19 protein-coding genes and 1 pseudogene are annotated in these 23064 nt (G+C 57.7%); 11 read left to right on the forward strand and 9 right to left on the reverse strand.

Features of this window, described 5'->3' with window-relative positions:
* Window positions 1-67 precede the first annotated feature (67 nt).
* A complete protein-coding gene (locus DES29_RS05010) occupies window positions 68-772 on the reverse strand; it encodes a fumarylacetoacetate hydrolase family protein (RefSeq protein ID WP_016474838.1) in 705 nt (234 codons plus the stop codon).
* A gap of 343 nt (window positions 773-1115) precedes the next feature.
* Between DES29_RS05010 and pssA the strand changes: the two genes are divergently transcribed.
* Entirely contained in the window at window positions 1116-1982 is an 867-nt protein-coding gene (pssA, locus tag DES29_RS05015) for a CDP-diacylglycerol--serine O-phosphatidyltransferase (protein ID WP_016474839.1), read from the forward strand.
* Window positions 1983-2147: 165 nt separating this feature from the next.
* Window positions 2148-3377: a helix-turn-helix transcriptional regulator gene (locus DES29_RS05020; RefSeq protein WP_113854534.1), complete on the forward strand. Its 1230-nt coding sequence runs from the start codon at window positions 2148-2150 to the stop codon at window positions 3375-3377.
* Window positions 3378-3500: 123 nt separating this feature from the next.
* Here DES29_RS05020 and DES29_RS05025 read toward each other — a convergent pair whose 3' ends face one another.
* The 3 genes from DES29_RS05025 to DES29_RS05035 form a co-directional block, all read right to left on the reverse strand.
* On the reverse strand, window positions 3501-4148 hold the full coding sequence (locus DES29_RS05025; RefSeq protein WP_005431945.1) for a phosphatidylserine decarboxylase: 648 nt from the start codon (window positions 4146-4148) through the stop codon (window positions 3501-3503).
* Between the two features lie 168 nt (window positions 4149-4316).
* Complete coding sequence (locus DES29_RS05030) at window positions 4317-5036, reverse strand: TIGR00266 family protein (RefSeq protein WP_016474841.1); 720 nt, start codon at window positions 5034-5036, stop codon at window positions 4317-4319.
* 25 nt (window positions 5037-5061) lie between these two features.
* Window positions 5062-5814, reverse strand: coding sequence for an SIMPL domain-containing protein (locus tag DES29_RS05035; protein WP_016474842.1), 753 nt, complete (start codon window positions 5812-5814; stop codon window positions 5062-5064).
* Window positions 5815-6025: 211 nt separating this feature from the next.
* Here DES29_RS05035 and DES29_RS05040 point away from each other — a divergent pair, with 211 nt between their 5' ends.
* From DES29_RS05040 to rlmD, 6 genes are all read left to right on the forward strand, one after another.
* Entirely contained in the window at window positions 6026-7381 is a 1356-nt protein-coding gene (locus tag DES29_RS05040; RefSeq protein ID WP_113854535.1) for a sodium-dependent transporter, read from the forward strand.
* Between the two features lie 241 nt (window positions 7382-7622).
* Window positions 7623-8942 carry a sodium-dependent transporter gene (locus tag DES29_RS05045; protein ID WP_016474844.1) on the forward strand — a complete coding sequence of 440 codons (1320 nt, stop codon included), beginning with the start codon at window positions 7623-7625 and terminating at the stop codon, window positions 8940-8942.
* 64 nt (window positions 8943-9006) lie between these two features.
* Entirely contained in the window at window positions 9007-10419 is a 1413-nt protein-coding gene (locus tag DES29_RS05050) for a sodium-dependent transporter (RefSeq protein WP_046446396.1), read from the forward strand.
* 102 nt (window positions 10420-10521) lie between these two features.
* Window positions 10522-11859 carry a sodium-dependent transporter gene (locus tag DES29_RS05055; protein WP_016474846.1) on the forward strand — a complete coding sequence of 446 codons (1338 nt, stop codon included), beginning with the start codon at window positions 10522-10524 and terminating at the stop codon, window positions 11857-11859.
* Window positions 11860-11892: 33 nt separating this feature from the next.
* Complete coding sequence (locus DES29_RS05060) at window positions 11893-12363, forward strand: hypothetical protein (RefSeq protein WP_016474847.1); 471 nt, start codon at window positions 11893-11895, stop codon at window positions 12361-12363.
* Window positions 12363-13877: a 23S rRNA (uracil(1939)-C(5))-methyltransferase RlmD gene (gene rlmD / locus DES29_RS05065; RefSeq protein WP_113854539.1), complete on the forward strand. Its 1515-nt coding sequence runs from the start codon at window positions 12363-12365 to the stop codon at window positions 13875-13877. Before DES29_RS05060 ends, rlmD begins: the two co-directional genes overlap by 1 nt.
* A gap of 54 nt (window positions 13878-13931) precedes the next feature.
* Here rlmD and yoaA read toward each other — a convergent pair whose 3' ends face one another.
* The 4 genes from yoaA to DES29_RS05085 all read right to left on the reverse strand — a co-directional run bounded on the left by yoaA (window position 13932) and on the right by DES29_RS05085 (window position 18669).
* Complete coding sequence (gene yoaA, locus DES29_RS05070; protein WP_021995417.1) at window positions 13932-16124, reverse strand: DNA repair helicase YoaA; 2193 nt, start codon at window positions 16122-16124, stop codon at window positions 13932-13934.
* Between the two features lie 9 nt (window positions 16125-16133).
* Complete coding sequence (locus DES29_RS05075; RefSeq protein WP_016474850.1) at window positions 16134-17084, reverse strand: hypothetical protein; 951 nt, start codon at window positions 17082-17084, stop codon at window positions 16134-16136.
* 149 nt (window positions 17085-17233) lie between these two features.
* Entirely contained in the window at window positions 17234-17893 is a 660-nt protein-coding gene (locus tag DES29_RS05080; protein WP_113854536.1) for a nitroreductase family protein, read from the reverse strand.
* Between the two features lie 122 nt (window positions 17894-18015).
* The gene (locus tag DES29_RS05085; RefSeq protein ID WP_005431929.1) at window positions 18016-18669 is read right to left on the reverse strand and encodes a nitroreductase family protein; all 654 of its coding nucleotides are present in this window, start codon (window positions 18667-18669) and stop codon (window positions 18016-18018) included.
* Between the two features lie 385 nt (window positions 18670-19054).
* On the opposite strand from DES29_RS05085, the gene DES29_RS05095 reads away from it, so the two are divergent.
* The 3 genes from DES29_RS05095 (at window position 19055) to DES29_RS05105 (ending at window position 22728) form a co-directional block, all read left to right on the forward strand.
* Window positions 19055-20038 (forward strand): malate dehydrogenase, encoded by a 984-nt coding sequence (locus DES29_RS05095; RefSeq protein WP_005431927.1) that lies wholly within the window; start codon window positions 19055-19057, stop codon window positions 20036-20038.
* Window positions 20039-20168: 130 nt separating this feature from the next.
* A complete protein-coding gene (locus tag DES29_RS05100) occupies window positions 20169-20723 on the forward strand; it encodes a PIN domain-containing protein (protein ID WP_005431925.1) in 555 nt (184 codons plus the stop codon).
* Between the two features lie 466 nt (window positions 20724-21189).
* Window positions 21190-22728 carry an alanine/glycine:cation symporter family protein gene (locus tag DES29_RS05105; protein ID WP_021995415.1) on the forward strand — a complete coding sequence of 513 codons (1539 nt, stop codon included), beginning with the start codon at window positions 21190-21192 and terminating at the stop codon, window positions 22726-22728.
* A 126-nt stretch (window positions 22729-22854) separates the two neighbouring features.
* Here the strand turns inward: DES29_RS05105 and DES29_RS05110 are convergent.
* A pseudogene (locus tag DES29_RS05110) lies at window positions 22855-23064 on the reverse strand (IS1634 family transposase); the annotation flags it as partial.

Genomic DNA, 23064 nt, shown 5'->3' on the forward strand with positions numbered 1-23064 from the left:
ATCTGAAGCGCCTAAGCCGCAGTCTTCGAGCCGCTGGCTGGACTTGGTCATCCGCCGCCGGCAAATATCAAAGCGCGGCAGCAATCTCCACCTTAAGTGTGCCCACTCCGTTCACACCGCCCTCCAGACGGTCGCCCACCTGTGCTTCAGGCACATTGACCGGAGCGCCGGTGAAGATAACGTCGCCCGGACGAACTTCCCAATAGCGGGAAATGAGCGCAATGAGCTCCGCGGGCGGGACAATCATGAAAGCCGTGCTGGCCGACTGCTTTTTCTGATTGTTCTGATAAAGGTAAATCTCGGCCGGCGCCGGCATCGGCGTGCGATAGGCTGGGCGCACATGTGAAACAGGGGCGCCTCCGTCGAGCGTCTTCATTAAGTCCCAGGGACCGCCCGCCGGAAGATCTTCAGGCGCAAGGCGGCGCGTGAAGTCAAACCCTACGCACCATCCCCAAATGCACTCTTGAGCTTCTTCAACGGAAAGATTGCGTCCGCCCTTATGGAGGCACGCCACCAATTCGAGCTCCGGCACCATCCTGGCGGTGCGAGCCGGCATGGGCCAGCGATAGACTTCCCCGTCAGCAACGGGGTGAATGGAATCGGACGACTTCATAAAAAGAGGCGGTACAAAGCCCGCAGCCGCTGCGCGCTGCTTTTCATCGGCCGCATAGTTCTTCGCGGCGCCGTAGACGCGGTTGACAGGGAAAAATTCATAACGTTCATCCTGCACAGGGATGACGGCTTGAGGCGGCGGAGCGAAGAGAAATGGCATAAGGATGCGATCCTTCGAATAGGACGGCTGAAAGTTGAGGAACATCATTTTAGACCGGCTCAGCACTTGCGCGGCGGCGCTCCGCGAGCCGATTCCCGCAGTCGGCCTGGAGCACATTTCGGGGATCAGCCGTTCACCGCAAAAAGCGGCTGAAACCTCAGTCTTTCGCACTATCACGCATCGGCGGCAAACTACTGCGACAAATCCGAATGAGCACAATGCTCTGCGGCCGCTACAATGCAGGATGCTTCAATTTAGACGCTCTGCCGGGCATAAACGTTTACTCGGACCAGCGTTTTTCCCCTGAAACGGACATTCATTCAAAAAGATGACATCGCCGCAAATGCCGCGCCGCGAAAGCCTCGCCTCGATTAGTCAACGCCGCCTGCAGGCGGTGAAGTCCAAGAGCATCTATGTGCTCCCCAACGCCTTTACTGCCGCAGCGCTCTTTGCGGCTTATTACGGCATTATCCAAGCCATGAACGGGCATTTTTCAGAAGCCGCCATTGCGGTCTTCTTTTCAATGCTCTTTGACGGCATGGACGGCCGTGTCGCTCGTCTTACGCATACGCAGAGCGAATTCGGCGTTCAGATGGACAGTCTCGCCGATGCCGTGAGTTTCGGCATCGCTCCTGCGCTCATCGTCTATGAATTCGCACTCGTGGAAATGGGCAAAATCGGCTGGGCAGTCTCCTTCGTTTATGCGCTCTGCGCACTTTTGCGCCTGGCCCGCTTCAACTGCAATGTGGGCGTGGTGAGCAAGAACTATTTCCAGGGACTCCCTTCCCCTGCAGCCGCTGCCTTGGTCTGCGGCTTTGTGTGGCTCGCGGTTGAAAACCGTCTGCCCGATTGGCTTTTGCCGCAGCAGGGCACCATCGCTGCAGTTGTAACGCTTTACGCTGGTCTGACCATGGTGAGCAATGCGCCGTTCTTCTCTGGGAAGAGCTATGCCGTCGTCCGCACGATTCCTTTCTGGGTGATCATTGTCTGCGCAGTGCTTTTCATCATTATTTCCAGCAACACGTCGCTGTCGATCTTCATTCTTTTCTGTCTTTACGCACTTTCCGGTTTCGTTTATGAATTCTGGTGTTGGTGGCGCGGTCGTCCGAATCCGATTCAGGCTGACCTTGCCGCCCAGCAGGCAGCCCTTGACGCTGAAGCAGAAAACGAATCCTGTCCAACCTGCAGCAGCACTGCGCAAAAGCAGTGATTTTTCACAACTCCGCGCCTCTTTCCGTGCTGTAGCTTGACTTTCCCCTGCAGCACGGTGTAAACCATGAGCGATGCTCCAGCGCTGTCGCTCCGGCTTATCTGAGCCACCAAAGACAGAGAGGACGGAACTTCTTACAAATCACCGAACGCCCGAAGTCACCAAATGAACGAAGACACCGCTTCCTCCACAATGTTTGAAGATGTGGTCACAATGATCCGCATTCTGAGCCTGATCCCTCAGGACAGATGGACCACTGTCGCCGAAATACATCAGGAACTTGAAGACCGCGGTGTTGAGATACACCGCCGCACACTTCAGCGCTACCTGAAGACGATCAGAGATCACAGCGATGTTTTCCCCATTCATGTAGAGACTTCAGGGAAACCGTACGGCTTTTGCTGGGATCCGCAGAGCGCAGGGTTTCATCTGCCCCAGCTCGGCGTGGAGCAAATGCTGCTGCTTCGCATTGCTGAGGAGCGGCTTCAGAGCCATCTGCCGCCGCAAGCCATCACCCCGATTCGGCCTCTTCTGCGTTCAGCCCGCCGTGTCATTAAGTACGATGATGAAACGGAAGGCACATGGCTGCGTAAAGTCAAGGTGCTCGAAGACGCTCAGTCCTTCCAGCCGCCGGTCATTCGTCCCGGCGTTTTATCTGCCATTGCTGACGCGCTCTTCATTGATCACAAAGTTTTGCTGCGCTGCCGTTCGGCGCGCAGCCGCAATACCGAAGTTATCGTGCGCCCGCTCGCCATTATCCAAAAGGGCGTGCGCACCTACCTCGTCTACCAAACCGATGCCGGCGACTTTCAGCACATAGCGCTTAATCGCCTGGATGCGGCCGAACTGATGCAGGATGCTTTTGAACGTCCGGAAAATTTCGACCTGGAAGACTATTCGGCCAAAATCCGCCTCAACGATGCCCGCGGCAAAGCGATGCGCCTTTCCATTACGTCTGATGACCCTGAATTTGTGCGCATCCTCTCCGAATCGCCCTTTAATCAGACGCAAAAGATTGAAGATGCACCCGGCAAGACCGGCAGTTGGGTGATCACGGCTGTCGTTGAAGATTCTCTGCTTCTTGACGGCTGGCTCGCCGAGCACCGCGGCTCCATCATCTCGTCGACCAAGACTGCGCTGCGGCAGGAAGAAGCCACTGCGATGCTCTTGACGCCGCAGGCTGAAAACAACGCAGAAAAGCGCTCGAGCCGACCGCGTGCCGCTCGCACGCCTTCAGGCGAAGAAATCAACCTGACAGCGCCGGTACAGAAGTCCTACGAAGTAGCTGCGGCAGCGCTCAATTCCGGCGCAGAATTTGGTCTGGAGGTTCCGGCCGATTTAAAGAGTCCGAAAGCCGAATTCAACATCAAAGATCACGAAGCAACGGCCAAATGATGCTCTTAAACCCCTGAAAGGAGCATTCGCCGTATCCAGCAAAAATCCCCGCTCAGTCATCACTGGCGGGGATTTTGCATAAATGAAAACGGGTGTGCCGACAGACACCAAGCCCCAAGCACATCAAAGACGCGCGATCGTGGAGGAAACCCCCGTCATCTTGTCGCCGATCTGAGCAACAATTTCGGCGTCAGCCGGCAGATACACGTCAACGCGGGAACCAAAACGAATAAAGCCATAGCGCTCGCCGCGGGCTAGTTCCTGGCCGATCGTCGCATAGCAGATAATGCGGCGAGCCACCAAGCCCGCCACCTGAATAAACGTGATGCGGCGGCCGTCAGCCATACGCACCGTCACGGCGTTGCGCTCGTTTTCTGTGCTGGCTTTGTCGAGGTCAGCATTCACGAAAAGACCGGGCGTATAGGTCACTTTCTCGACCACACCCGCAACCGGAGACTTCTGGCTGTGCACGTTGAAGACGTTCATGAAGATGGAAACCTTCACAGCATCTTCACCCGTTTCCGGATTCGTGCACTTTTCAACTTTGCAGACACGTCCGTCCACAGGACTCACGACGGCCCGAGGATCTTCAGGCGCTTCGCGAGCCGGATCCCGGAAAAACTGGAAAGCAAACACCAGGAACACGAAGAAAAGGAACGTGATGATTCCGAGGTCAAGCATCCAGCTCACGATGACGGCGATCAGAGCTCCCGCGAGAATAGGCCAGCCTTCACGGGCAATGATCGGATGGGGATAAATGCGGTTGGACAAGGATGAGCTCCTGATGGATAAGTTTAGTAATTCACTATTTTAAAAGGTCAAGCGCAACGTCGTCTCGACCCGGGAATTATTCAATTAGCGTTCAATCGAAAAAACGCCCGCAGCCAAAATGAGAGTGCGGGCGGCGGATCATACCGAGTTTTGTCACTTAGCTTGAATTTATTCCGTCTTTTCCTTTTCTCGATCAATCGGCCGGCGCGAGAAGATCCAGTCAATGAAGCTGCCTTGGCTGCGTGAGCTGAGAATAACTCGGCCGCTGCCGGAGAACTTAAGTACAAAACCTTCTCCGGTAAGCTGACTGCCAATCAATCGGCCGGCAAGACCGCTTCTTCCCGTCTGAAGCGTGATTTCATAGTCTAGCGATGCGTCCCAAGCGACCAGATGCCCGTTGTCGATCAAAAGCGGACGGTCGGGCGTCACCTCCACTTCTTCCAAAGAGCCGAAACCCGAGACTGCCAGCGTGCCGGCACCTTCGGCCTTCATAATAAAGAAGCCGCCGCTGTCGGACAAAATCGCCCGTCCCAGCCCCTGAGCCTTGGCTGAAATGTCAATGCCGGCCGTTGCCGCGAGAAAGCAGCCGTCGGCAATCATCACGCCGTCATCCTTGACATCCAGGACCTTGACGCCGCCCGGCAGGCTTGGCGCTAAATAAGCGGTGCCGGCCTGATCCTCGGCGGCAATCCACTGCTGAAAAAATGTTTCGTCGTTGAGGAATTTGCGCGCGAGCGACTTGAAAAAGCCTCCGCGGGTCTTGCCTTTCAGGATCAATCCTGCATCCATCATCACCATTGATCCGCGCTCCGCGGCGACTTCGTCGCCGGGATCGAGGTCAACGCGCAAAAGCGGATCAATACCGGCCTGTGCAGTGAACTTTGCCATCTCCCAATTGCTCCAGCGCTAAGCATTAAGGCGTGATACGCACGGTAAGGCTGACGGTCAGAGCGGTGTCTGCAGAACCTGCGCTCACCACCGCTTCAGCGGAATCATTGGCCGCCGCAGCACGCATCATCATGGGCTGCGCATAGTAGCGCGGAGAAGGACCGGCTGCGCCGGAAACCTGAATACCCTCAATACGTACGTTTTTCTCTTCGAGCCCAAGTGCCTGAGCTGCTGTCACAGCACGCTCCGTCGCACGCTTCACCGCTTCGGCAAGGAGCTCATCCTGCGCGGCTTCCCGAACCGCACGAGAGACGGAGAAAGTGACGCCGTCATAATTCATGCTCTTGCCCGCAGCGCTCATCACCGCCGACGCAAGCTTCAGGTCGCGAACAGTGACGCGCAGCGTCTGCCGTGCACCCCAGGCTGCGATTTCAGAGGTTTCTCCTTCTTTGGCCCGAGTTCTCACCGGCCAAGTTGAAAAGTCCGCGGTCTGAACCTCGACTTGCCCGGCAGGCGCATTGATGGCATTGAGCGCGGCAATCGCGGCGTTGCCCGCCTTAATGATTTCGTCACTGGCGTCCTGTGCCTGCGGGCGCTGAGCTTCCGCCGTAAAGGTGATCACCGCTTGATCATTGGCCAGCAGTCGATTGGCTTCGCCCGTGACCGTCATAACGAGTCCTGCGTCAGCCACTCGCGGCATGGCATAACCCGAAAGCGGCGCAGCCAGCGCCAAAGCAGCCGCAGCTGCACACGAAACCTTCATCCATTGTTTCTGCATGATTGATGGCCTTTCAAACTGGGTGGTAAAGCAGAGTGCGAAATAAGTGACTCAAGCGCATCTCTTTATATTCATCCTATCGAAGTCCTGTGACGCTTATCGTTTGCAAATGAAACTTCAATAGACAAGGGCTGAAGCAACAACGCTTCTGCATGGTCTAGTTACAATTGCCGACCTCGTTTATCTGTACGCACTGCTTTTGCCGTTCACCATGTCCGTCCCAACCTCTTCTGCCCAATGGAGCTCCAGGCTCGGCTTTATCCTGGCCGCTGCCGGTTCAGCGATTGGCCTCGGAGCCATATGGAAATTCCCATATTGGGCAGGTGCCAACGGCGGCGCTGCATTCATCCTGCCCTACATTCTCTTCACCTTTACGGCGGGCGTCGTGTTGGTCATGGCAGAACTAGCGCTCGGCCGATCCGGCCGCGGTTCCGCGGTTGAAGCCATGCGCCGTGCCGGCGGCAGAGGTTTTGCGTGGTGCGGCGGCATGGCAGTACTCACGTCGTTTCTGATCCTTTCCTATTACGCCGTGGTGGGCGGATGGTGTGCGGCCTATCTCGCGGAAGCCTTGATGGGAGAGGCTGCATCCTCGGACCCTGAAGTGCTCAAAATGCGGTTCGGTGAGCTCGTGAGCTCGGGCGGGCGCAATATTGCCTGGCTTTTTGCCTTTTTGGCTGCCGTTTGCTTGACCGCTGTCTTTGGTGTTCACCGCGGCATCGAGCGGCTGTCCACCTACCTGATGCCGATCTTCTTCCTCTTGATGATTGGACTCGCCGCCTATTCACTCCTGCTGCCCGGATCGGAGGCAGGACTCGCATATCTCTTTCAGTTTTCCTGGTCGACCGTAACGCCGCAGGCCATCTTGAACGCCATGGGCTTCACGTTCTTTTCGCTGTCTCTGGGCGCCGGCGTTCTCGTCACCTACGGCGCTTATGTCAATAAAAGCACGCGGCTGCCTGCCGCTGCCATGTGGGTAGCGATTCTTGCTCTTCAGGCAGCCATTCTGGCAGGGCTTGTCATCATGCCCGCTGTCTTTGCTTACGGCCTTGAGCCCGATGCCGGGCCCGGCCTCGTCTTCATCACGCTGCCCATGATTTTTGCGCAGCTCTCGGGCGGCAGCGTCGTAGCGGTGATCTTTTACTTCTGCCTCTTTGTGGCTGCGCTTACCTCTGCCGTCTCCCTGCTTGAAGTGGCCGTCGCCTTTTTGCAAAACGAATGCCGGTTCTCTCGTCGAGCCGCCGTTTTTCTCTGCTTTGCTGCGCTCTTTATTTTGGGCTCCGTTTCGGCGCTTTCCTTTGGCCCCTGGAGCGACTGCCTCATTTTCGGGCGCAGCATCTTTGACTTTCTCGACTACGTCTGCACAAACTTCCTGATGACTATCAATGGACTGGCCGTTGCTTTTGTGGTCGGATGGAAGGCTTGGCCCAAGGCCATGAAGGAACTGAGCACCTGTTCGCCGGAAAACGGCGTCGTGACCAAAGGCACGCTTTCAGCCATTGGCTTCGGTCTGCGCTGGCTTGCGCCTCTCATGGTGCTGGCATCGTGCTGGCAGGGGCTTGAAGCGTGAAGAAGTTCAGCCGCTCACGGCCCCTTATGACGGACTGCCGGCAATCCTTTCAAGCAGAGAAAGTTTCTCAACCATTGTCCCGACAACTCTTTCTCTAAGACTAAAGCGCCAATGGGTTCAGGTTCCCTGAGCATAAAGTCGCCTAATATTGCCTACACGCATGAGACCATCATCAGGCCGGCTCCGCCTCGGAACGCCTTGATTCTGTCTATGCAATTCAAATAACCATCCAAAGAACATCATGGCTCAAGAACGCATCACCTGGACGAGCCGAATCGGCTTCGTTCTCGCTTCTGCGGGCGCCGCCGTCGGTCTCGGCGCCATTTGGAAGTTCCCCTATATGGCAGGCACGAACGGCGGCAGCGTCTTTGTCCTGCCCTTCATTCTGCTCACCTTCACCGTCGGACTTGCACTCCTTATCGCTGAAGTCGTTCTCGGACGTCTCGGCAAGGGCGGCATCGTCACAACCTACCGGCGCTTAGCCGGACCCGCCTTTCTGCCGGCAGGGTATCTGGGTGTTCTGACCGGTTTTCTGGTGCTCTCCTTCTATTCCGCCATCGGCGGCTGGACTTTGTCGTACTTCTGCGAAGCACTGGTGGGACAGGGCCTGATCACCGACCAGTCGCAGCTCGGAGCTCACTTTGGCGAATTCACTGCCAACCCTGTGTTGGCACTCGGCTTTCAGTGGCTCTTTTTACTCCTCAACGGTCTGATTGTTGCCTTTGACGTCACAAAGGGCATTGAGCGCGTGAGCAAGATCCTGATGCCGCTCCTTTTCTTCATGATGCTCGCCATCATCATCCGCGGTCTCATGCTTCCCGGGGCATGGGCCGGCGTGGAGTTCCTTTTCAAGTTTGACCCGCAGGCCTTCACCTTCTCCGCGCTCCTGCAGGCCATGGGCTTCACATTCTTCTCGCTCTGCGTGGGCTGCGGCTGCATGATGACGTACGGCAGCTACTTGGATGACAAGACCAACGTGCTCCGCTCCTGCTCCTGGATTGCTTTCCTTTCCGTGATCGCCTCCATCATGGGCGGCCTCATGATCATGCCGTCGGTCTTTGCCTTTGGGCTGGATCCGACTGCCGGTCCGGGCCTCACCTTCATCACCATGCCTGCGGTCTTCGCGCAAATGCCGATGGGACAGCTCTTTGCCGTGATGTTCTATCTCTGCCTTGCAGTCGCGGCCATTACGTCGTCAGTGTCGATGATTGAAATTCTCGTCTCCTACCTCGTTGACGAACAAAAGATGTCGCGGCCGAAGGCTGCTGTGCTCTCCACCATTGCTCTCGCCGTCGTGGGCATTCTGCCCTGCCTCTCGTTTGGCCTGCTGAGCGACGTAAAGATGTTCAACGGCCGTACCTTCTTTGACGTCTTTGATTTCTTTACGAGCAATCTGTCGCTGCCCCTTGGCGGCTTGGTGATCCTCTATCTGGCGGGCTACACCTGCTGGGACCGCGTCAAGAATACGGCGCCGGAAAAGTGGCAGTGGCTGCTGAAACTCATGCTTCGAGTGTTCTCCCCTATCCTCGTTCTCGTGGTTCTTATCTCGGGACTCATCTAAAATCAAACTTCTGCGTACGGCCTGCAAGCAGATTGTCTGCTTTTGCAGACCGTGCGCCAGATCAATGATGGATAGGCGCGGAGCGGCTCATCACCGCTCCCGTTTTTTATTTTTCCCGCAGATTATTCTCATGCCTCAGACATCCTCACGCTCCGCCTGGACCTCGCGATTAGGCTTCATCCTCGCCTCAGCAGGCTCTGCCGTGGGGCTTGGCGCCATCTGGAAATTCCCTTATATGGCGGGCACGAACGGCGGCTCGATCTTCATGCTGCCGACGATTGCTTTTTCGCTCACGATCGGTCTTGCGCTCCTCATTGCAGAAATGAGCATGGGCCGTGCCGCACGAGGCGGCGCCGGAACGGCCTACTTAAAGCTGGGCGGGCGCGCTTGGTCAGTGATCGGCTTTATTTCAGTAGCCACCGGCGCATTGGTGCTGGCTTTTTATTCCGTCGTGGGCGGCTGGTGCACGCATTACTTCATCGAATCCATCATGGGCCGCGGCATCACGGACGATCCGGCCGCAATGCGCAGCGCCTTTGAGGCCTTTGCAGCCGATCCCGTACAGTCCGTCATGGGGCATGTCATCTTTCTCACCACGACCGCAGGCGTTGTGCTTTGCGGCGTCGAACGCGGCATTGAACGAGTCGGCAAGATTCTCATGCCGCTCCTCTTCATTTTGATGCTCATCCTGATCGTGCGCGGATTAATGCTTCCCGGGGCCATTGAGGGCGTGAAGTTTCTTTTCATGCCTGACCCGGAGGCTTTTACGGGTGAAGCGCTCCTCAATGCCATGGGCTTTGCCTTCTTCTCACTTTCAGTGGGATCCGGATCGATGATGAACTACGGCAGCTACTTGTCCGACAAAGTGAACGTCGGCACCTCCACCGCCTGGATTGTAGTGCTCGCCGTGATGTCCTCTATTCTCGGCGGTCTGATGATCATGCCGGCCGTTTTTGCCTTTGGTCTGACGCCGGATGCCGGTCCGGGACTGACGTTTGCCACCATGCCTGCCGTCTTCAGTCACCTGCCGATGGGCGGACTTTTCGCCGTGGCGTTTTACGGCTGCCTTTTTGTAGCAGCGCTCACATCGGCCATCTCCATTCTGGAAATGGTTTCGCAGCACTGCGTCGACCGCTGGGGATTTACGCGTCGCACCGCCGTGCTCACCGTTTCGACGGTGCTCGGCATCATCGGCGTCTTCTGCGCGCTCTCCTTCGGGCCGCTTTCAGACTGGAAGCTCTTTGGGCGCACGCTTTTTGATCTGCTCGACTACGCCACATCCAATATCGGCATGCCGATCGGCTGTGTCGGCATCGGTCTGGTGGCCGCCTGGGTAGCTTGGCCGACCATCCGCAAGCAGCTCGAAATGAACGCCAAATGGTCTGCGGCAGGTCTCAAAGCCTTCAGGATCCTTGCGGGGTGCGCAGCCCCCATTCTCATCCTCATTGTCGCCGCCAAAGGCGCCGGACTCTTTTAACATAAGCACGCTCACGCAGATCCGCCTAACGGCAGAGAACCTCGGTGCGTGAGAACGCTTGTGCCTCTGACAAGCCTTAAAACAACTAGGAATTGCTTCTCCATGTCCACCCATACGCCAGCAACCTGGGGCACGCGCCTCGGCTTCATTCTGGCTTCCGCAGGCTCCGCAGTCGGTCTCGGCGCCATTTGGAAGTTCCCCTACATGGCCGGTACGAACGGCGGGAGTGTCTTCATGCTCCCCTACATCTTCTTCACGCTGACGGTGGGCGTGGCGCTCCTTCTCGCAGAATTCGCAATGGGCCGAGCCGGCCGCCGCGGTGCGGTGGGCAGCCTTAATCGGGCTGCCGGCAAACCTTGGGGGATCTTCGGCGGCATCGGCGTCTTTACGGTGTTCCTCATCCTCTCGTTTTATTCCGTGGTAGGCGGCTGGTGCATCAAATATCTTTGGGATGCCATGCTGGGCATCGGTCTGACCACTGACGCCAAAGTTTTGAACGCCAATTTCGGCAGCTTCGTTTCCGACATGGTCTCCTCCTACGGCTATCTGCTGCTTTTTCTCTGCCTGACAGCCTACGTTGTCATGAACGGCGTACAGCAGGGCATTGAAAAGATCGCCAAGATTCTGATGCCGCTTCTATTCATCCTGATGGTGATCCTCATCATCCGCGGTGTGACGCTGCCGGGCGGGTGGGCCGGAGTGGAATTTCTCTTCACTCCGCGCTGGGAAGACTTCAACGGCACAGCGCTCTTTAATGCAATGGGCTTTTGCTTCTTTTCGCTCTCGCTCGGCGCCGGCACCATGATCACCTACGGGTCCTACCTCAACCCGAAGGCTGATCTGCCGTCCTCCGTGGGCTGGGTTGCCTTCCTGGCCATTCTTTCGTCCATCTTGGGCGGTCTGATGGTGATGCCGGCAGTCTTTGCCTTTCATCTGGATCCGACCGCCGGCCCCGGCCTCACCTTTGTAACGATGCCCGCGGTCTTTTCTCAGATGCCTCTGGGGCAAGGCTTTGCCGCAGCCTTCTACGCCTGTCTGACGGTTGCCGCCTTGACGAGTTCCGTATCCATGCTCGAAGCCTGCACGGCTCTCCTTACTCAGGAGGCCAATATTTCGCGCAAGAACGCGATTCTGCTCACGCTCGCGGGCTGCGCCATCGTGGGCTTTGCCGCCAACATGTCGTTCGGTCCCTGGAGTGACGTCAAGCTCTTCGGCAAGAACATTTTCGACATCCTCGACTACGTCACCTCCAACATCGGCATGCCGCTGTCGACTTTCGGCATTGCTATTGCCGCCGCTTGGGTCGCCTGGCCGGTCACGAGCCGCGAACTGCAGTCCGTGAAGCCGCTTTCGGACACTTCGCTCAAAGCTGCGCGCCTGCTCATCGGTGTCCTTGCACCGGTCTTCGTGGCGATCGTGGCGCTGGGCGGTATATTGTAATCGTCGAAAAATACTTTCTTTAATGAACGGCGAATGACCACTTCTCACCCGACTCCATCTTCACAGACGTCCGCAGCGGCTGAGCCGCCGGCTGCGGACGCTGCGCCTGAACCCAAACAAACAGTGCCCGATGCGAGTGACGCCGTGAGGGAACTGCTCCAGCGCGAATGGACTGCGCACAAATCTTTGTGGCTGGGCGCTCTTGCCTTGATGGCTGCAGTAGCCGTCGTCGGCGCCTGGCTGCAGGGAGCAGACCCATACTGGGCCGGCGCACTCTATAACCTCTGTACGGTGGTGCTCCTCGCAGCGCTCTTTGGCTTTGCTGCGCTTGGACTGGTCTGGCGCACGGTGAAGCGCATGTCTGAGCGTCTTCACTTTGAAGCGCGCGGCAAATTTCAGCTTGAAGCCTCCCGAGCGCTCTTCAGACGCTCTGGGGTACTCGTCGGCATCGTCATTGCGGCAGAAGTCGTCATGTACGCGCTGCGTCTTTGGGCCGCCCGCTGATGGGCCGCCGTCATGCGCCGGGGGCGACCGCTGAGCGTCCTGAAGTACTCACCGATGTGCTCATTACCGGCATCCACCCTTCGGGAGCCGGCATCGCGCGATTGAGCGACAACTCCAAGAGCAAAGATGTCCCGGAAATTCTCGTGCCCGGCGCACTTCCCGGTGCGCGAGGCGATCTTTTCTGGAACCCGCCCAAACCCGGCGGCCATTGGGGACTCGCCGTGGAATGGCGAGAAAGCGCTCCTTCGCCCGACGCGGATCCTTCCCGCTGCCCGCATGCTGCGTCGCTTAACGGCCAGCCCGTCTGCGGCGGCTGTCCTTTGGGGAGCCTGAAGTATTCCGCAGAGCTTGCTCTCAAAACCAAACTGCTCATTGAAGAGCCGCTCCGCCAGGCCGGACTCTGGCGAGAAGGATTGATTCAGCCGCCTTCGGGGCAGCCCGAAGCGTTTGCTCAGCATTTTCGCAACAAAGCTGTGCTTTATCCGAGCGTCATCGACGGCATCGGTCGTTTTGGCTACTACGCTGCACGCAGCCAAATACTTGTCCCGGCAGAAGACTGTCCGCAAACGCCCGTCTGGATGGAAGAAGCGGCTCGAACACTTGCGCCGTTTCTTAGCGAACCGGCACTTACGCCTGCTCCTGAAGCCGCAGTATCCAACGGCACTGGGGTGCTTCGCAGCCTCCTTCTTCGTGAAGCGCCGGGCAGCGGCGAGCGGATGGCAGTACTCGTGGTTCGAGCGCTGACGGCCGATCTGCTCGCCGCTAAAGAGAAGCTCATCGCGGCACTCGCCCCCTGCAAGCTTCAATCGCTCCTCATCAATGTCCACCCCACCCCTGGGAGCGCTGTACTGAGCTTTGCGCCGGACGCGCTGGTTGTCTGGGCGGGGCGCTCGAGCATTGAAGCCGAGCTGATGGATCTCGCCTTCACCTTGGGACCGCAGACTTTTCTGCAGGTCAATACGCCGCAGACGCCGGTGCTCTATGAAAAAGCGCTTGACGCTGCGGACGTACAGCCTGGGGATCAGATTCTCGACCTTTACTGCGGCGTCGGCACCATTACGCTCGCTGCCGCAAGACGCGCGGGGCCGCACGGCCGAGCGCTCGGCGTTGAACGCGTAGAGGCCTCTATTATCTGCGCCCGCGAAAATGCAGCGCGCAACAGTATCCCGCAGGCGGCATTTGCGGCTGAGCCGACAGAAACCTTCCTCTCGGCGGCCCTCAAAGAGGGCTTTCCCGAGGGCTTCAAACCCACGAAGATCATCGTCGACCCTGCTTATCAAGGCATGGCCGGCGGAGCCGCAAAAGCGCTTGCAGACCTTTTTTCGCTTCCAAACGGCCCCAAGCGGCTCGCTTACGTATCCTGCAACCCCAAGAGCTTTGCGCGTGACGCCAAGGAACTTGCTGCCGCAGGACTCACGCTCGAAAGCATCTCTCCCGTAGACCTCTTCCCCGGCGCCATGCATCTTGAGCTCGTTGCGGCGTTTTCCTGCAAAAAAACGCTCTCCGCAGCCTGACCTTTCCTAAGGCGGACTTGCGGGCCGAGCGCCGCGCTCCGCCGCCGTCAGCAGCTATTGACGATAGATCGTCTTATGCCACGCCTGCGGACTGCGGAAGAATTCCAGCGCCTTTTCCAGACTGCGCGTACGGAAAAAATCCGGCAGACTCTTGAGAATCGTCCGTCCATAGGCTTTGTCCGCCACTCGAGAGTCGCAGAGCATAAAGACGCCGCGGTCCGTTTCCGAGCGGATCAGCCGCCCAGAGCCCTGCTTAAGCGCGGTTACCGCTTCGGGCAGCGCCATCAGGGCAAAAGGACTTTTGCCTTGTTCACGAAGCGCATCGGATCGGGCGGCATAGACCGGGTCATCGGGCGGCGCGAAGGGGAGCTTGTCAATCACCACCAGCGACAATGCCTCTCCCTGCACATCCACTCCCTCCCAGAAACTCATGGAGCCCACCAGAATGGCGTTGCCGTGCTCGCGGAAGGCGTCAATGAGCGCCGCTTTGGGCATGTCACCCTGCACGAAAAGCGGATATGGGTTCCCTGCATGGTCGAGCAGCGCCCTGAGCTCCTCGGCCGCTTTGCTGACGGCCGCAAGTGAAGTACAGAGAAAAAATGTTCGGCCTTTGGCCGCGCAGACCAGCGGCCAGGCCGCATCGACCACCCGTCCGGCATGCTCAATGGTATTGGTGGGCGGCGGCAGCTGCGGCAGGTAAAAGCAGCCCTGCTCCCAATAGTTAAAAGGACTTTCCCACGTCCCGGCTTTGGCCTCCGGAATCCCTGTCTCAATCGCAAAGTGCGTGAAGTCTCCTGCAGTCGACAAAGTAGCCGAAGTGAACACCCACGCACCGCCTTCGGCTTCCCGCATCTGCCGGAATTCATCGGCAAACTTGAGCGGCGTATTGTTGAACCGCAGGCTCGAAGGCGCTGCGGAAATCCACTGCACGGCGTCTTTCTGGAATCGGAAGGCGCGTTGGGTTCCCCCTTGCGCTGCGTCTGCATCACCCTGAGAGTCAGTGCTTACTAACGTTTCTTCAAAGCCTTCAAAGGGAATGTCAGCCGCTTCTTCCGAAGCATCATCGGCTTCTCCCTCCAGGTGCATGAGACGCTTAAAAAGCGTTTCCCACTTCGCCATCTCCAGATCCACTTCGCAGGCATATTCACAAAGTGCATCCAGATCATCGCTGCGGTCTTTATTGGCTCTCATCGCTCGAATGAGCTGACCGAAAGCTGCGAGCATTTTGCCAAAAGGCTCAGTCAGCTCCTCGAAGCGCTCAATGGTCTTTACGGCGAGCCGGTCGCCCGGCTCGATGCCGATGCCTCGGGCGGCAATGACAAGATCGCGGGCTGTTTTCTGAACGGCATGGCAGAGCGCATCCCAATCCGCGCCGTCATTGGCATGACCGCGTCCGAGCGCACGCGCCTCGTCGGCAATCGACTCGAGCTGCCAGGTGGTAAAAGTAGTGCCAAAGAAGTCCGTCGCAATGCCCGGGAGCTGATGCGCCTCATCAATGACCGTGAGATCAGCGGCCGGCAGCATGCCGTCAATCTGCCCATTCGCCTCGCGCTTGAGCGCAAGCGAACTCAAAAACAGATGGTGATTCACCACAACGATTTGGCTTTTGAGCGCTTTTTCGCGGGCGGCGCGCACGAAGCAGTTTTCCCAATGTTCACACCGCTCTTTGCCTAAACAATTTTCCCGCGTACTCGTCACCAGCGGCCAGAGCGGATCGTCCTCGGGCACCGTCGGAAGCTCCGCGCGGTCACCCGTGGCTGAAATCGCCGCAAACCGCTTGATCTCCCGAAGCTTGCGGTAGCTGTCGCGCTCAGGCAGAAGGCCTTCGGATTCCGTCCGTTCAAGCCGATAAGGACAGACATAGTTGCTTCGGCCTTTGAGGACGGCTGTCGGCACATTGACGCCGAGCGCGGCCGAAAGCGCCGGTATGTCTTTGTTGAAAAGCTGATCCTGCAGCGGCTTGCCTGCGGTCGAAATCACGACCGTCGAACCCGAAAGCAGCGCCGGCACCAGATACGCAAAACTTTTGCCGGTGCCGGTGCCGGCTTCGGCCAGAAGCGTTTCCTTATTTTGAATGGCTTCGGCCACGGCCTGTGCAAACGCAAGCTGCCCCTCACGAGGCGTGAAGTTGGTCTGACGGCGAGCCAGAGGGCCGTCAGCCGAGAAAGCGAGTGCGGTGCGCTCTTCGAGCGGGCGAGCAGCGTCAAAGAGCTCCGCCCATTGATTTTTTTGGCTTGGAGAGGTCATGGATAAACGTCAGAAGTACTGCATTAGGTTGCTTTTGCGTTCCTTCTGATTGGCCTCATATCGCTTTTGCGCAGCCTCACGTTCATCCAGGCTCCTTTCGAACTGCTGCTGCTTGGCCTCACGATCCGCTTTGCGTTTGGCTGCGAGCTCTGCGGCTTCTTCCATGCGCTTTTGGGCTTCGAGCTGTTTTTGCGCATAGTAGGCCTCGTTAGCCGCTTCGGCAGCGGCTCGCTCAGACGCCGCATCGTGAGGCATTTCACTGCCTGGAATCGGCGTCGGCGCAGCAGCGTCCTTAACCGTCTTCCCGTTCATGCCGTGAGGGACCGAAGCATCTTTAACTGTTTTCTTTTCCCATTCCACGGGAGCGGAAGGCTCTTTGACGGTCTTGGGCGCAATATCTATCGGCTGACTGGGTGCCTTCACAGACTTAGGCGTAATGTGCATAGGCTCCGGAGGATCGGTTTTCACCGTCTTAGGCGCTATTTTCATGGGCTCCCGACGAGGTTCAAGCGCATTCTTTTCCTGTTCTGCGCGCATCTTTTCCACTCGGTCGAGACGGATGATTTCGTCTGCCGCCACAATGATCTCGCGGACCTCGCGTTCGCGGTCAAATGAAGCGCGCCGAGCGTCATCAATGCAGCTGTTGACAAAAAACTTTTTGCCGCACCAGCTGCGCTGGACAGCCAGCGCCTCTTCAATTTGCTTGAGCACGCCCTCAGCATCGCTCTTCACCTGAGCAGCCGTTTTCACTGAATCGATCGCTGAAGGCTCTTTCCAGCGTTCATAAAACGATCGATCCGCGAGCACCTTCTCGGCTTGTGCTGCGCGCGCCTCCAACACAGCTTCATCTTCGGGCGCGGATGCGGCCAAAGCCCCGCCAGCGGTCCATGCGTACAAAGCGCAGAAAACCGAAATCAGGGAGCGGGAGCTGCAAAGCGATTGAAGAGCGTAGCGCTTCATTCCAAATTCCTCAAAGAAGGCCATCGTATGAGTGCGGGCGACGCCATTTTAGCCGAGTACACGTCAATCTAAGACGCTGAGATCCATCGGATGCCGCAGGAGAACGCTGCCGCGTCTTTGAGCTGCGGCAGCAGAGGACGGGCAGCTTTTTAAAGAATCGTTGCTACGGCATCGAGCGGGAAGCGGGATTTCGGAGCGTCCGCATTCCAATCGTCGCTGCTGCGATAGCCGAGCGCGCAGGCCATCACCGATTTCTGTCCCTTGGCGGCAAGTCCGAGACTTTCGTCAACCTTCTCGAAATGCATGCCGCCCAATGTCGTGGCGTCAACGCCCATGCCGGCAGCTGCCAAGAGCAGGAAACCGAGCGCAATATGGCACTGGTTGGCGGCCCAGCATTCACCGCGGTCCGCGCCGGAGCAATAGGCCTTGACGCTTGCGCAGCGGAAAGCCTCGAGTTTCGCTGCAAACTCGGGATCAGCAAACTGTCCGCGAAAGCGCCCGTCCGCGGCTTCCTGAGCCATCAAGCGATGGACATATGCATCGTCGAGGTGCTTCTCGATGGCAAAAACAATAATGACGGGCGCATGCTCCGTACGCTCGAGATTGAAATCCTTGACGGCCGGACGAATGGCATGGAGTGCTTCCTTCGTCTTCAAGGCATAAAAATGCCACGGCTGGATGTTCACCGATGATGGCGACAAACGGAGCACTTCCAGAAGATCATTGAGCGTCTCATCGGAAATGGGTTTATTCACGTCATAGCGCTTCGCGGTATAGCGGTGCTTCACCAATTCAAGCATCGAATTCATGGCATCCTCCCTCTTATGAGGTGTGATCTCAGACATCAAAAAACCGGCGTACTGAACGGACGCCGGCTTTTTGCAGTTCCCTGCGCATAAAGGCACTCTACGCCTACGCGCTGAGTTTGGACTTAGTCAAGCGACGTGAAGAGCTCATCACGGGTCAGACGGGACTTCGGACGCTGGGCATTGCCGTCCTTCGGGCTGCGGTACCCGAGACTCACGGCAGCAATCGCCGTCAGATTTTTCTCGTCAAGCCCGAGAATTTCATTGAGCTTCGGAAAATCAACGCCTTCGAGCGCCGTCGAGTCGATGCCCATGCCGGCTGCGGCGAAGAGGAGGAACCCCATGCCGATGTAAGCCTGACGAGCCTCCCATGCCACGAGCTCTGCTTCAGACCCCTGATGCAGGCCCGCAAAATAACGACGCCCCTGATCCTGAGCGTTCTTCACTTCTGCATTGGGGAAGCGTCCGTCACTTTCCTCTTTATCCAGTACGCGGCGCAGATGCGCCTCCGTCAGCGTCTTGGGTACGGTAAAGACCACCACATCGCTCGCACCGGTAATGCGGTCGCGGTTGAATTCGGGAAAGGCGGGGAGCAGACGTTCACGGGCTTCCTGTGAGGTCGCCGTAAAGTAATGAAGCGCCTGAGCATTGACCGAAGTGGGGGTCAGACGCAGAATTTCAAGCAGCGTATCAAACTCTTCGCGCGGAATCTGCTGACCGTTGTAATGCTTAGTCGTATAGCGTTCCTGCGCGAGACGAAGGAAAACGTTGTTCTGCATGATGGGATGTCCTTTTCTTGAAAATTGTCGTTGGGATGCTGCTCTGCGGTCCGCTCAAGCGCATTGCGCCTCGCGGACGCCGGCGCTTCATTGGAAGCAATCGACAAAGCATCATGAGAAACGCCAGCAGCCTCAAACATTCGTGGAAACCTTAGCACAAGACAATGTTGTTAGTTCGACGTCGATCGAACTCTTCTGTATCACGAGATTGCTTGACGGCTTGAGCGAAAGTCTGGCGCCTATGTCTTGATTGGAAAGAGGCTTATGACTTTGAACTTCTGCGCAAAGGGAGTTCCTATTGATGATGGTAGTTGCTAGACTTTGCGCGATGAAAAAGAAGGCCGGGTCCCTGCCGGCCGTTCAACTTTAAAAAAAAGATTTGACCATGAAGAAACCCATCCGCGTTGCCGTTACCGGACCAGCCGGCAACATCGGCTATTCTCTCCTTTTCCGCATCGCCGCCGGCGACATGTTCGGGCCCGACCAGCCCGTTATTCTGCAGCTGCTTGACCGCGCCTCCCCTGAAAGCCAGCAAAAGGTGACGGGCGTCATGATGGAGCTTGACGACTGCGCCTTTCCGCTGCTAGCCGGACTGGAAAATTCCCCGGAAGCGACGACCGCCTTCCGCGACGCCGATGTCGCGCTGCTTGTCGGCGCCCGCCCTCGCTCCAAAGGGATGGAGCGTGCTGATCTGCTTAATGCCAATGCTGAGATTTTTGTCGCTCAAGGCCGTGCGCTCAACGAAGCCGCCTCGCGCGACTGCAAGGTGCTCGTGGTCGGCAACCCCTGCAATACCAATGCCTGGATCGCCATGAAGAGCGCTCCGGATCTCAAGCCCGAAAACTTCACCTCCATGCTGCGTCTTGATCAGAACCGCCTGATGGCTCAGACGGCAACGCAGGCCAAGGTGTCGGTAAACGACATCACGCACGCTGCCGTTTGGGGCAACCACTCCCCGGCGATGTTCCCGGATCTCGACCATGCGCTCATCAAGGGACGCCCTGCGCTCGAACTCGTCGACCGCAGCTACTATCAGGAAACGATGACCCCGATCGTCGCCAAGCGCGGCTCAGCCATCATTGAAGCGCGCGGCGCAAGCTCAGCGGCCTCTGCCGCTTCCGCCGCCATTGACCACATCCGTGACTGGGTCCTCGGTTCGGGGGACCGCTGGGTAACGATGGGGGTTCCCTCCGACGGTTCTTACGGCATTCCCGAGGGGCTCCTCTTCGGGTTCCCCTGCACGACGAAGGACGGCCGCTGGGAAATCGTTCAGGGACTTGAACTCTCTGACTTTGCTCGCGCGACGATCGCCAAGTCCGTCGCGGAGCTTGAAAGCGAACGCGCTCACGTAGCGGCGCTTCTCGGCTGAGGACTGACGACGAAAGACTCCGAATTGCTGCAGGCAGACTGGAGTCCTCTCGCTTCGCCTGCCAAAGGCTTCGACCGATACGGCCGAAGCCTTTTCCTTCTTTTGACGTTCCGCACCCCTCACCCGCACCATGTTTCCTCCCGAGCTTTACGCCGCGGTCAAGCGGATCGAAGCCTCTGCGGCGCCGCTCCTGCGCAGCTCCGCAGAACGCATTGTCATCCTTGACACGCACGTCGTTCTTGAATGCACGCTCTGGCGGGATGAGAGCGAATCGGATTCGCCGCTGGGCTGCGCACTCAAAGCTGGGCGGATCGTGCCGGCAGCTTCCCATGAAACGCTCTTGGAACTTGCGGGGGTCGCCGCTCGTCCGGTCAAACAAATGCTCGAAGCAGAAGCGGCCGCGCGCGCACTCACCATGCTCGAACGCTGGGGAAAACTCATACGCATGCCCTCAAAAGACATGCTCACAGAGGCTGCTCAGGCGCTTGACTCTGAAAATGTGCGCTGCCGAGACCCCGAGGATCAGAAGTTTCTCATCCTCACGAAAGCCGCAGCCAATATCTGCGGCGTCGGCAGCACGGCGCTCATCACTCGGGACAAACTGCTGCGAAAAGCAGCTAAGAAGCTCAGGGCTGCCGAGCGCGGAGGCGCGATGCTCCTTCTTCCCGAAGACTTCACCGAATAAGGCTTTACTTATCGAAAGACATACCAGATCATGCTTACGACAGCATTGATGATCCAGAAAGCACAGGCGGCAAGGCAGAGCCAAATAAGAATTCTAATGATGCGGGCAGCCATGAGATCAGCCAAGATTTGTGGAGAAAACCGCATCATACACGTCTAACAGCAGATTGGGAGAGCACTCTCAAATTGCCTATTTTTCACTTTTCTAGGCAATATATCCCTCACCTATACAGGGGATGAGCAAAGAGAAAACACATCTGCACCTCCACCTACAATCAAAGATCCGGCTGCAACTGGGAGCCGGCGCCAACTATCAATAAAACCAGAGCGGCGGTCGGCCGCATGAGATATCCAGCCAAGAATGCCTCTGCATGTCGGCACAGCGGATATGCCCCCAATCTCTCGGACGGGCGGCAGCCCGTGGGTATTGCTTTCTTCGACCATCGCTCCTGTAGGAGGAATCGCCCATGGAAATGGACGACTTTACCCAGCTCGTTCAGAGTGTCAACGGACTGCTCTGGGGCATGTACTGCCTAATCCCGCTTCTGGTGGGCACTGGCATTTATCTCACCATCAAGCTGCGTTTCATTCAGATCCGCCACTTCGGACAAGCCTTCCGCAAGGTCTTCGGCGGCATCACACTCTTTGGCGATAAGGCGGGCAAGGACGGTATGAGTTCCTTCCAGTCGCTCGCCACTGCGATTTCCGCACAGGTCGGCACCGGCAACCTCGCCGGCGTTGCCACGGCCATTGCCATGGGCGGTCCCGGCGCCATCTTCTGGATGTGGCTTGCCGCTTTCTTCGGCATGGCTACAATTTTTGCCGAGGCTACGCTCGCTCAGGTGTTCCGTGCTCGTGACGCACACGGCCAAATTATGGGCGGCCCGGCCTTCTATATCAGCCGCGGCCTCCACAACAAGCCCCTTGCGGCCTTCTTTGCCGTCTCGATCATCATCGCGCTCGGCTTCATCGGCAACATGGTTCAGGCCAACTCCATTGCCGACGGCTTCCACAAAGCCTTTGAGATTCCGCAGTGGGCTACCGGCATTTTCGTCTTTGCCATTGCCGGCTTCATCTTCATCGGCGGCGTGCGCCGTATCGCGAGCTTTGCCGAAAAGATGGTGCCGCTCATGGCTGTGGTGTACATCCTGGGCTCTCTCACCATCATCTTCAGCAACTACGACATGATCCTGCCTGCTTTCAAGGAGATCATCGTCGGCGCATTCGATCCGTCTGCAGCGACGGGCGGCATCATTGGCGCGAGTCTGAAGGAAGCCATTCGCTACGGCGTTGCCAGAGGTCTTTTTTCCAATGAAGCCGGCATGGGCTCCACCCCGCACGCACATGCACTCGCACAGGTTAAGCACCCGTGCGAACAGGGCCTCGTGGCTTATGTCGGCCTATTCTTTGACACCTTCATTGTGCTCAACATGACCGCACTCGTCATTCTCACGACCGGCGTGCTTGACGGCAAGAGCACCGGCATCGTCCTCACGCAGGCCGCCTTTACAGCCGGTCTGGGCGACATCGGTCCGGGCTTCGTTGCGATCTGCCTCTTTTTCTTCGCCTTTACGACGATCGTCGGCTGGTACTTCTTCGGCGAACAAAACGTCAAGTATCTCCTCGGTCTGCGCTGGGTGCAGAGCTACCGCGTGCTTGTTCTGTGCTTCCTGATGCTCGGCTCCTTCCTCCACGTAACGCTGGTTTGGGAACTTGCAGACTTCTTCAACGGCATCATGGTGATCCCGAACGTGATCGCTCTGCTTGCGCTCTCGGGCCTTGTCGCCAAAGTTCTGAAGGATTACGACACGAAGTTCATGCTGGGCGAAACCCCCGAATACGGGGCGCTTTCGCCGAGCGGCGGAGAACCTTTCTCGCTCGAACCCTCGCCGCGCAAGGGCCGCCGTTTCAGCCGTCTGAAGCTCCGCCTGCGCCGCAAGAAGACGCCTCCCGTCAATCTCGACGAAATGGATCAGCTCAAGGAACGCGGTCTCGACCGGTTCTAAAAACTTCGGTCTCAAGCATTCAGACTGCTGAAAAGTCCCAATGCTGGAGATCCGCAACGCCGCAGACCAATGCCGTCTGCGGCGTTTTTCGTTGGGCTCCAGCCGGAACTCCCGGATAACTGATCCCTAATTTTTCAGGACCCGGGGCGGATTTTCCAAGCCAAGCAGCGCGAGCATATCGCGCTGCTTTTTCGTAATGGTGCGGGTCACCCATGCGTTGGCCGTGCGGCGCTTGTCAGCTTGAATCTGCTTCAAGATCGTGAAAAGACAATCGATGGAGTTATTGGGGATTTTGCGATTGCCTTGCTCACGGTCGTGGGCTCCCTTAATGGCCAT

The organism is Sutterella wadsworthensis, assembly GCF_003315195.1.
GTDB classification, from domain to species: domain Bacteria; phylum Pseudomonadota; class Gammaproteobacteria; order Burkholderiales; family Burkholderiaceae_F; genus Sutterella; species Sutterella wadsworthensis.

Coding starts and splice junctions, on each gene's coding strand:
- DES29_RS05010 (WP_016474838.1), bottom strand. CDS start 772: ATGCCATTTCTCTTCGCTCCGCCGCCTCAAGCCGTCATCCCTGTGCAG.
- pssA (WP_016474839.1), top strand. CDS start 1,116: ATGCCGCGCCGCGAAAGCCTCGCCTCGATTAGTCAACGCCGCCTGCAG.
- DES29_RS05020 (WP_113854534.1), top strand. CDS start 2,148: ATGAACGAAGACACCGCTTCCTCCACAATGTTTGAAGATGTGGTCACA.
- DES29_RS05030 (WP_016474841.1), bottom strand. CDS start 5,036: ATGGCAAAGTTCACTGCACAGGCCGGTATTGATCCGCTTTTGCGCGTT.
- DES29_RS05035 (WP_016474842.1), bottom strand. CDS start 5,814: ATGCAGAAACAATGGATGAAGGTTTCGTGTGCAGCTGCGGCTGCTTTG.
- DES29_RS05040 (WP_113854535.1), top strand. CDS start 6,026: ATGTCCGTCCCAACCTCTTCTGCCCAATGGAGCTCCAGGCTCGGCTTT.
- DES29_RS05045 (WP_016474844.1), top strand. CDS start 7,623: ATGGCTCAAGAACGCATCACCTGGACGAGCCGAATCGGCTTCGTTCTC.
- DES29_RS05050 (WP_046446396.1), top strand. CDS start 9,007: ATGATGGATAGGCGCGGAGCGGCTCATCACCGCTCCCGTTTTTTATTT.
- DES29_RS05055 (WP_016474846.1), top strand. CDS start 10,522: ATGTCCACCCATACGCCAGCAACCTGGGGCACGCGCCTCGGCTTCATT.
- DES29_RS05060 (WP_016474847.1), top strand. CDS start 11,893: ATGACCACTTCTCACCCGACTCCATCTTCACAGACGTCCGCAGCGGCT.
- rlmD (WP_113854539.1), top strand. CDS start 12,363: ATGGGCCGCCGTCATGCGCCGGGGGCGACCGCTGAGCGTCCTGAAGTA.
- yoaA (WP_021995417.1), bottom strand. CDS start 16,124: ATGACCTCTCCAAGCCAAAAAAATCAATGGGCGGAGCTCTTTGACGCT.
- DES29_RS05075 (WP_016474850.1), bottom strand. CDS start 17,084: ATGAAGCGCTACGCTCTTCAATCGCTTTGCAGCTCCCGCTCCCTGATT.
- DES29_RS05080 (WP_113854536.1), bottom strand. CDS start 17,893: ATGAATTCGATGCTTGAATTGGTGAAGCACCGCTATACCGCGAAGCGC.
- DES29_RS05085 (WP_005431929.1), bottom strand. CDS start 18,669: ATGCAGAACAACGTTTTCCTTCGTCTCGCGCAGGAACGCTATACGACT.
- DES29_RS05095 (WP_005431927.1), top strand. CDS start 19,055: ATGAAGAAACCCATCCGCGTTGCCGTTACCGGACCAGCCGGCAACATC.
- DES29_RS05100 (WP_005431925.1), top strand. CDS start 20,169: ATGTTTCCTCCCGAGCTTTACGCCGCGGTCAAGCGGATCGAAGCCTCT.
- DES29_RS05105 (WP_021995415.1), top strand. CDS start 21,190: ATGGAAATGGACGACTTTACCCAGCTCGTTCAGAGTGTCAACGGACTG.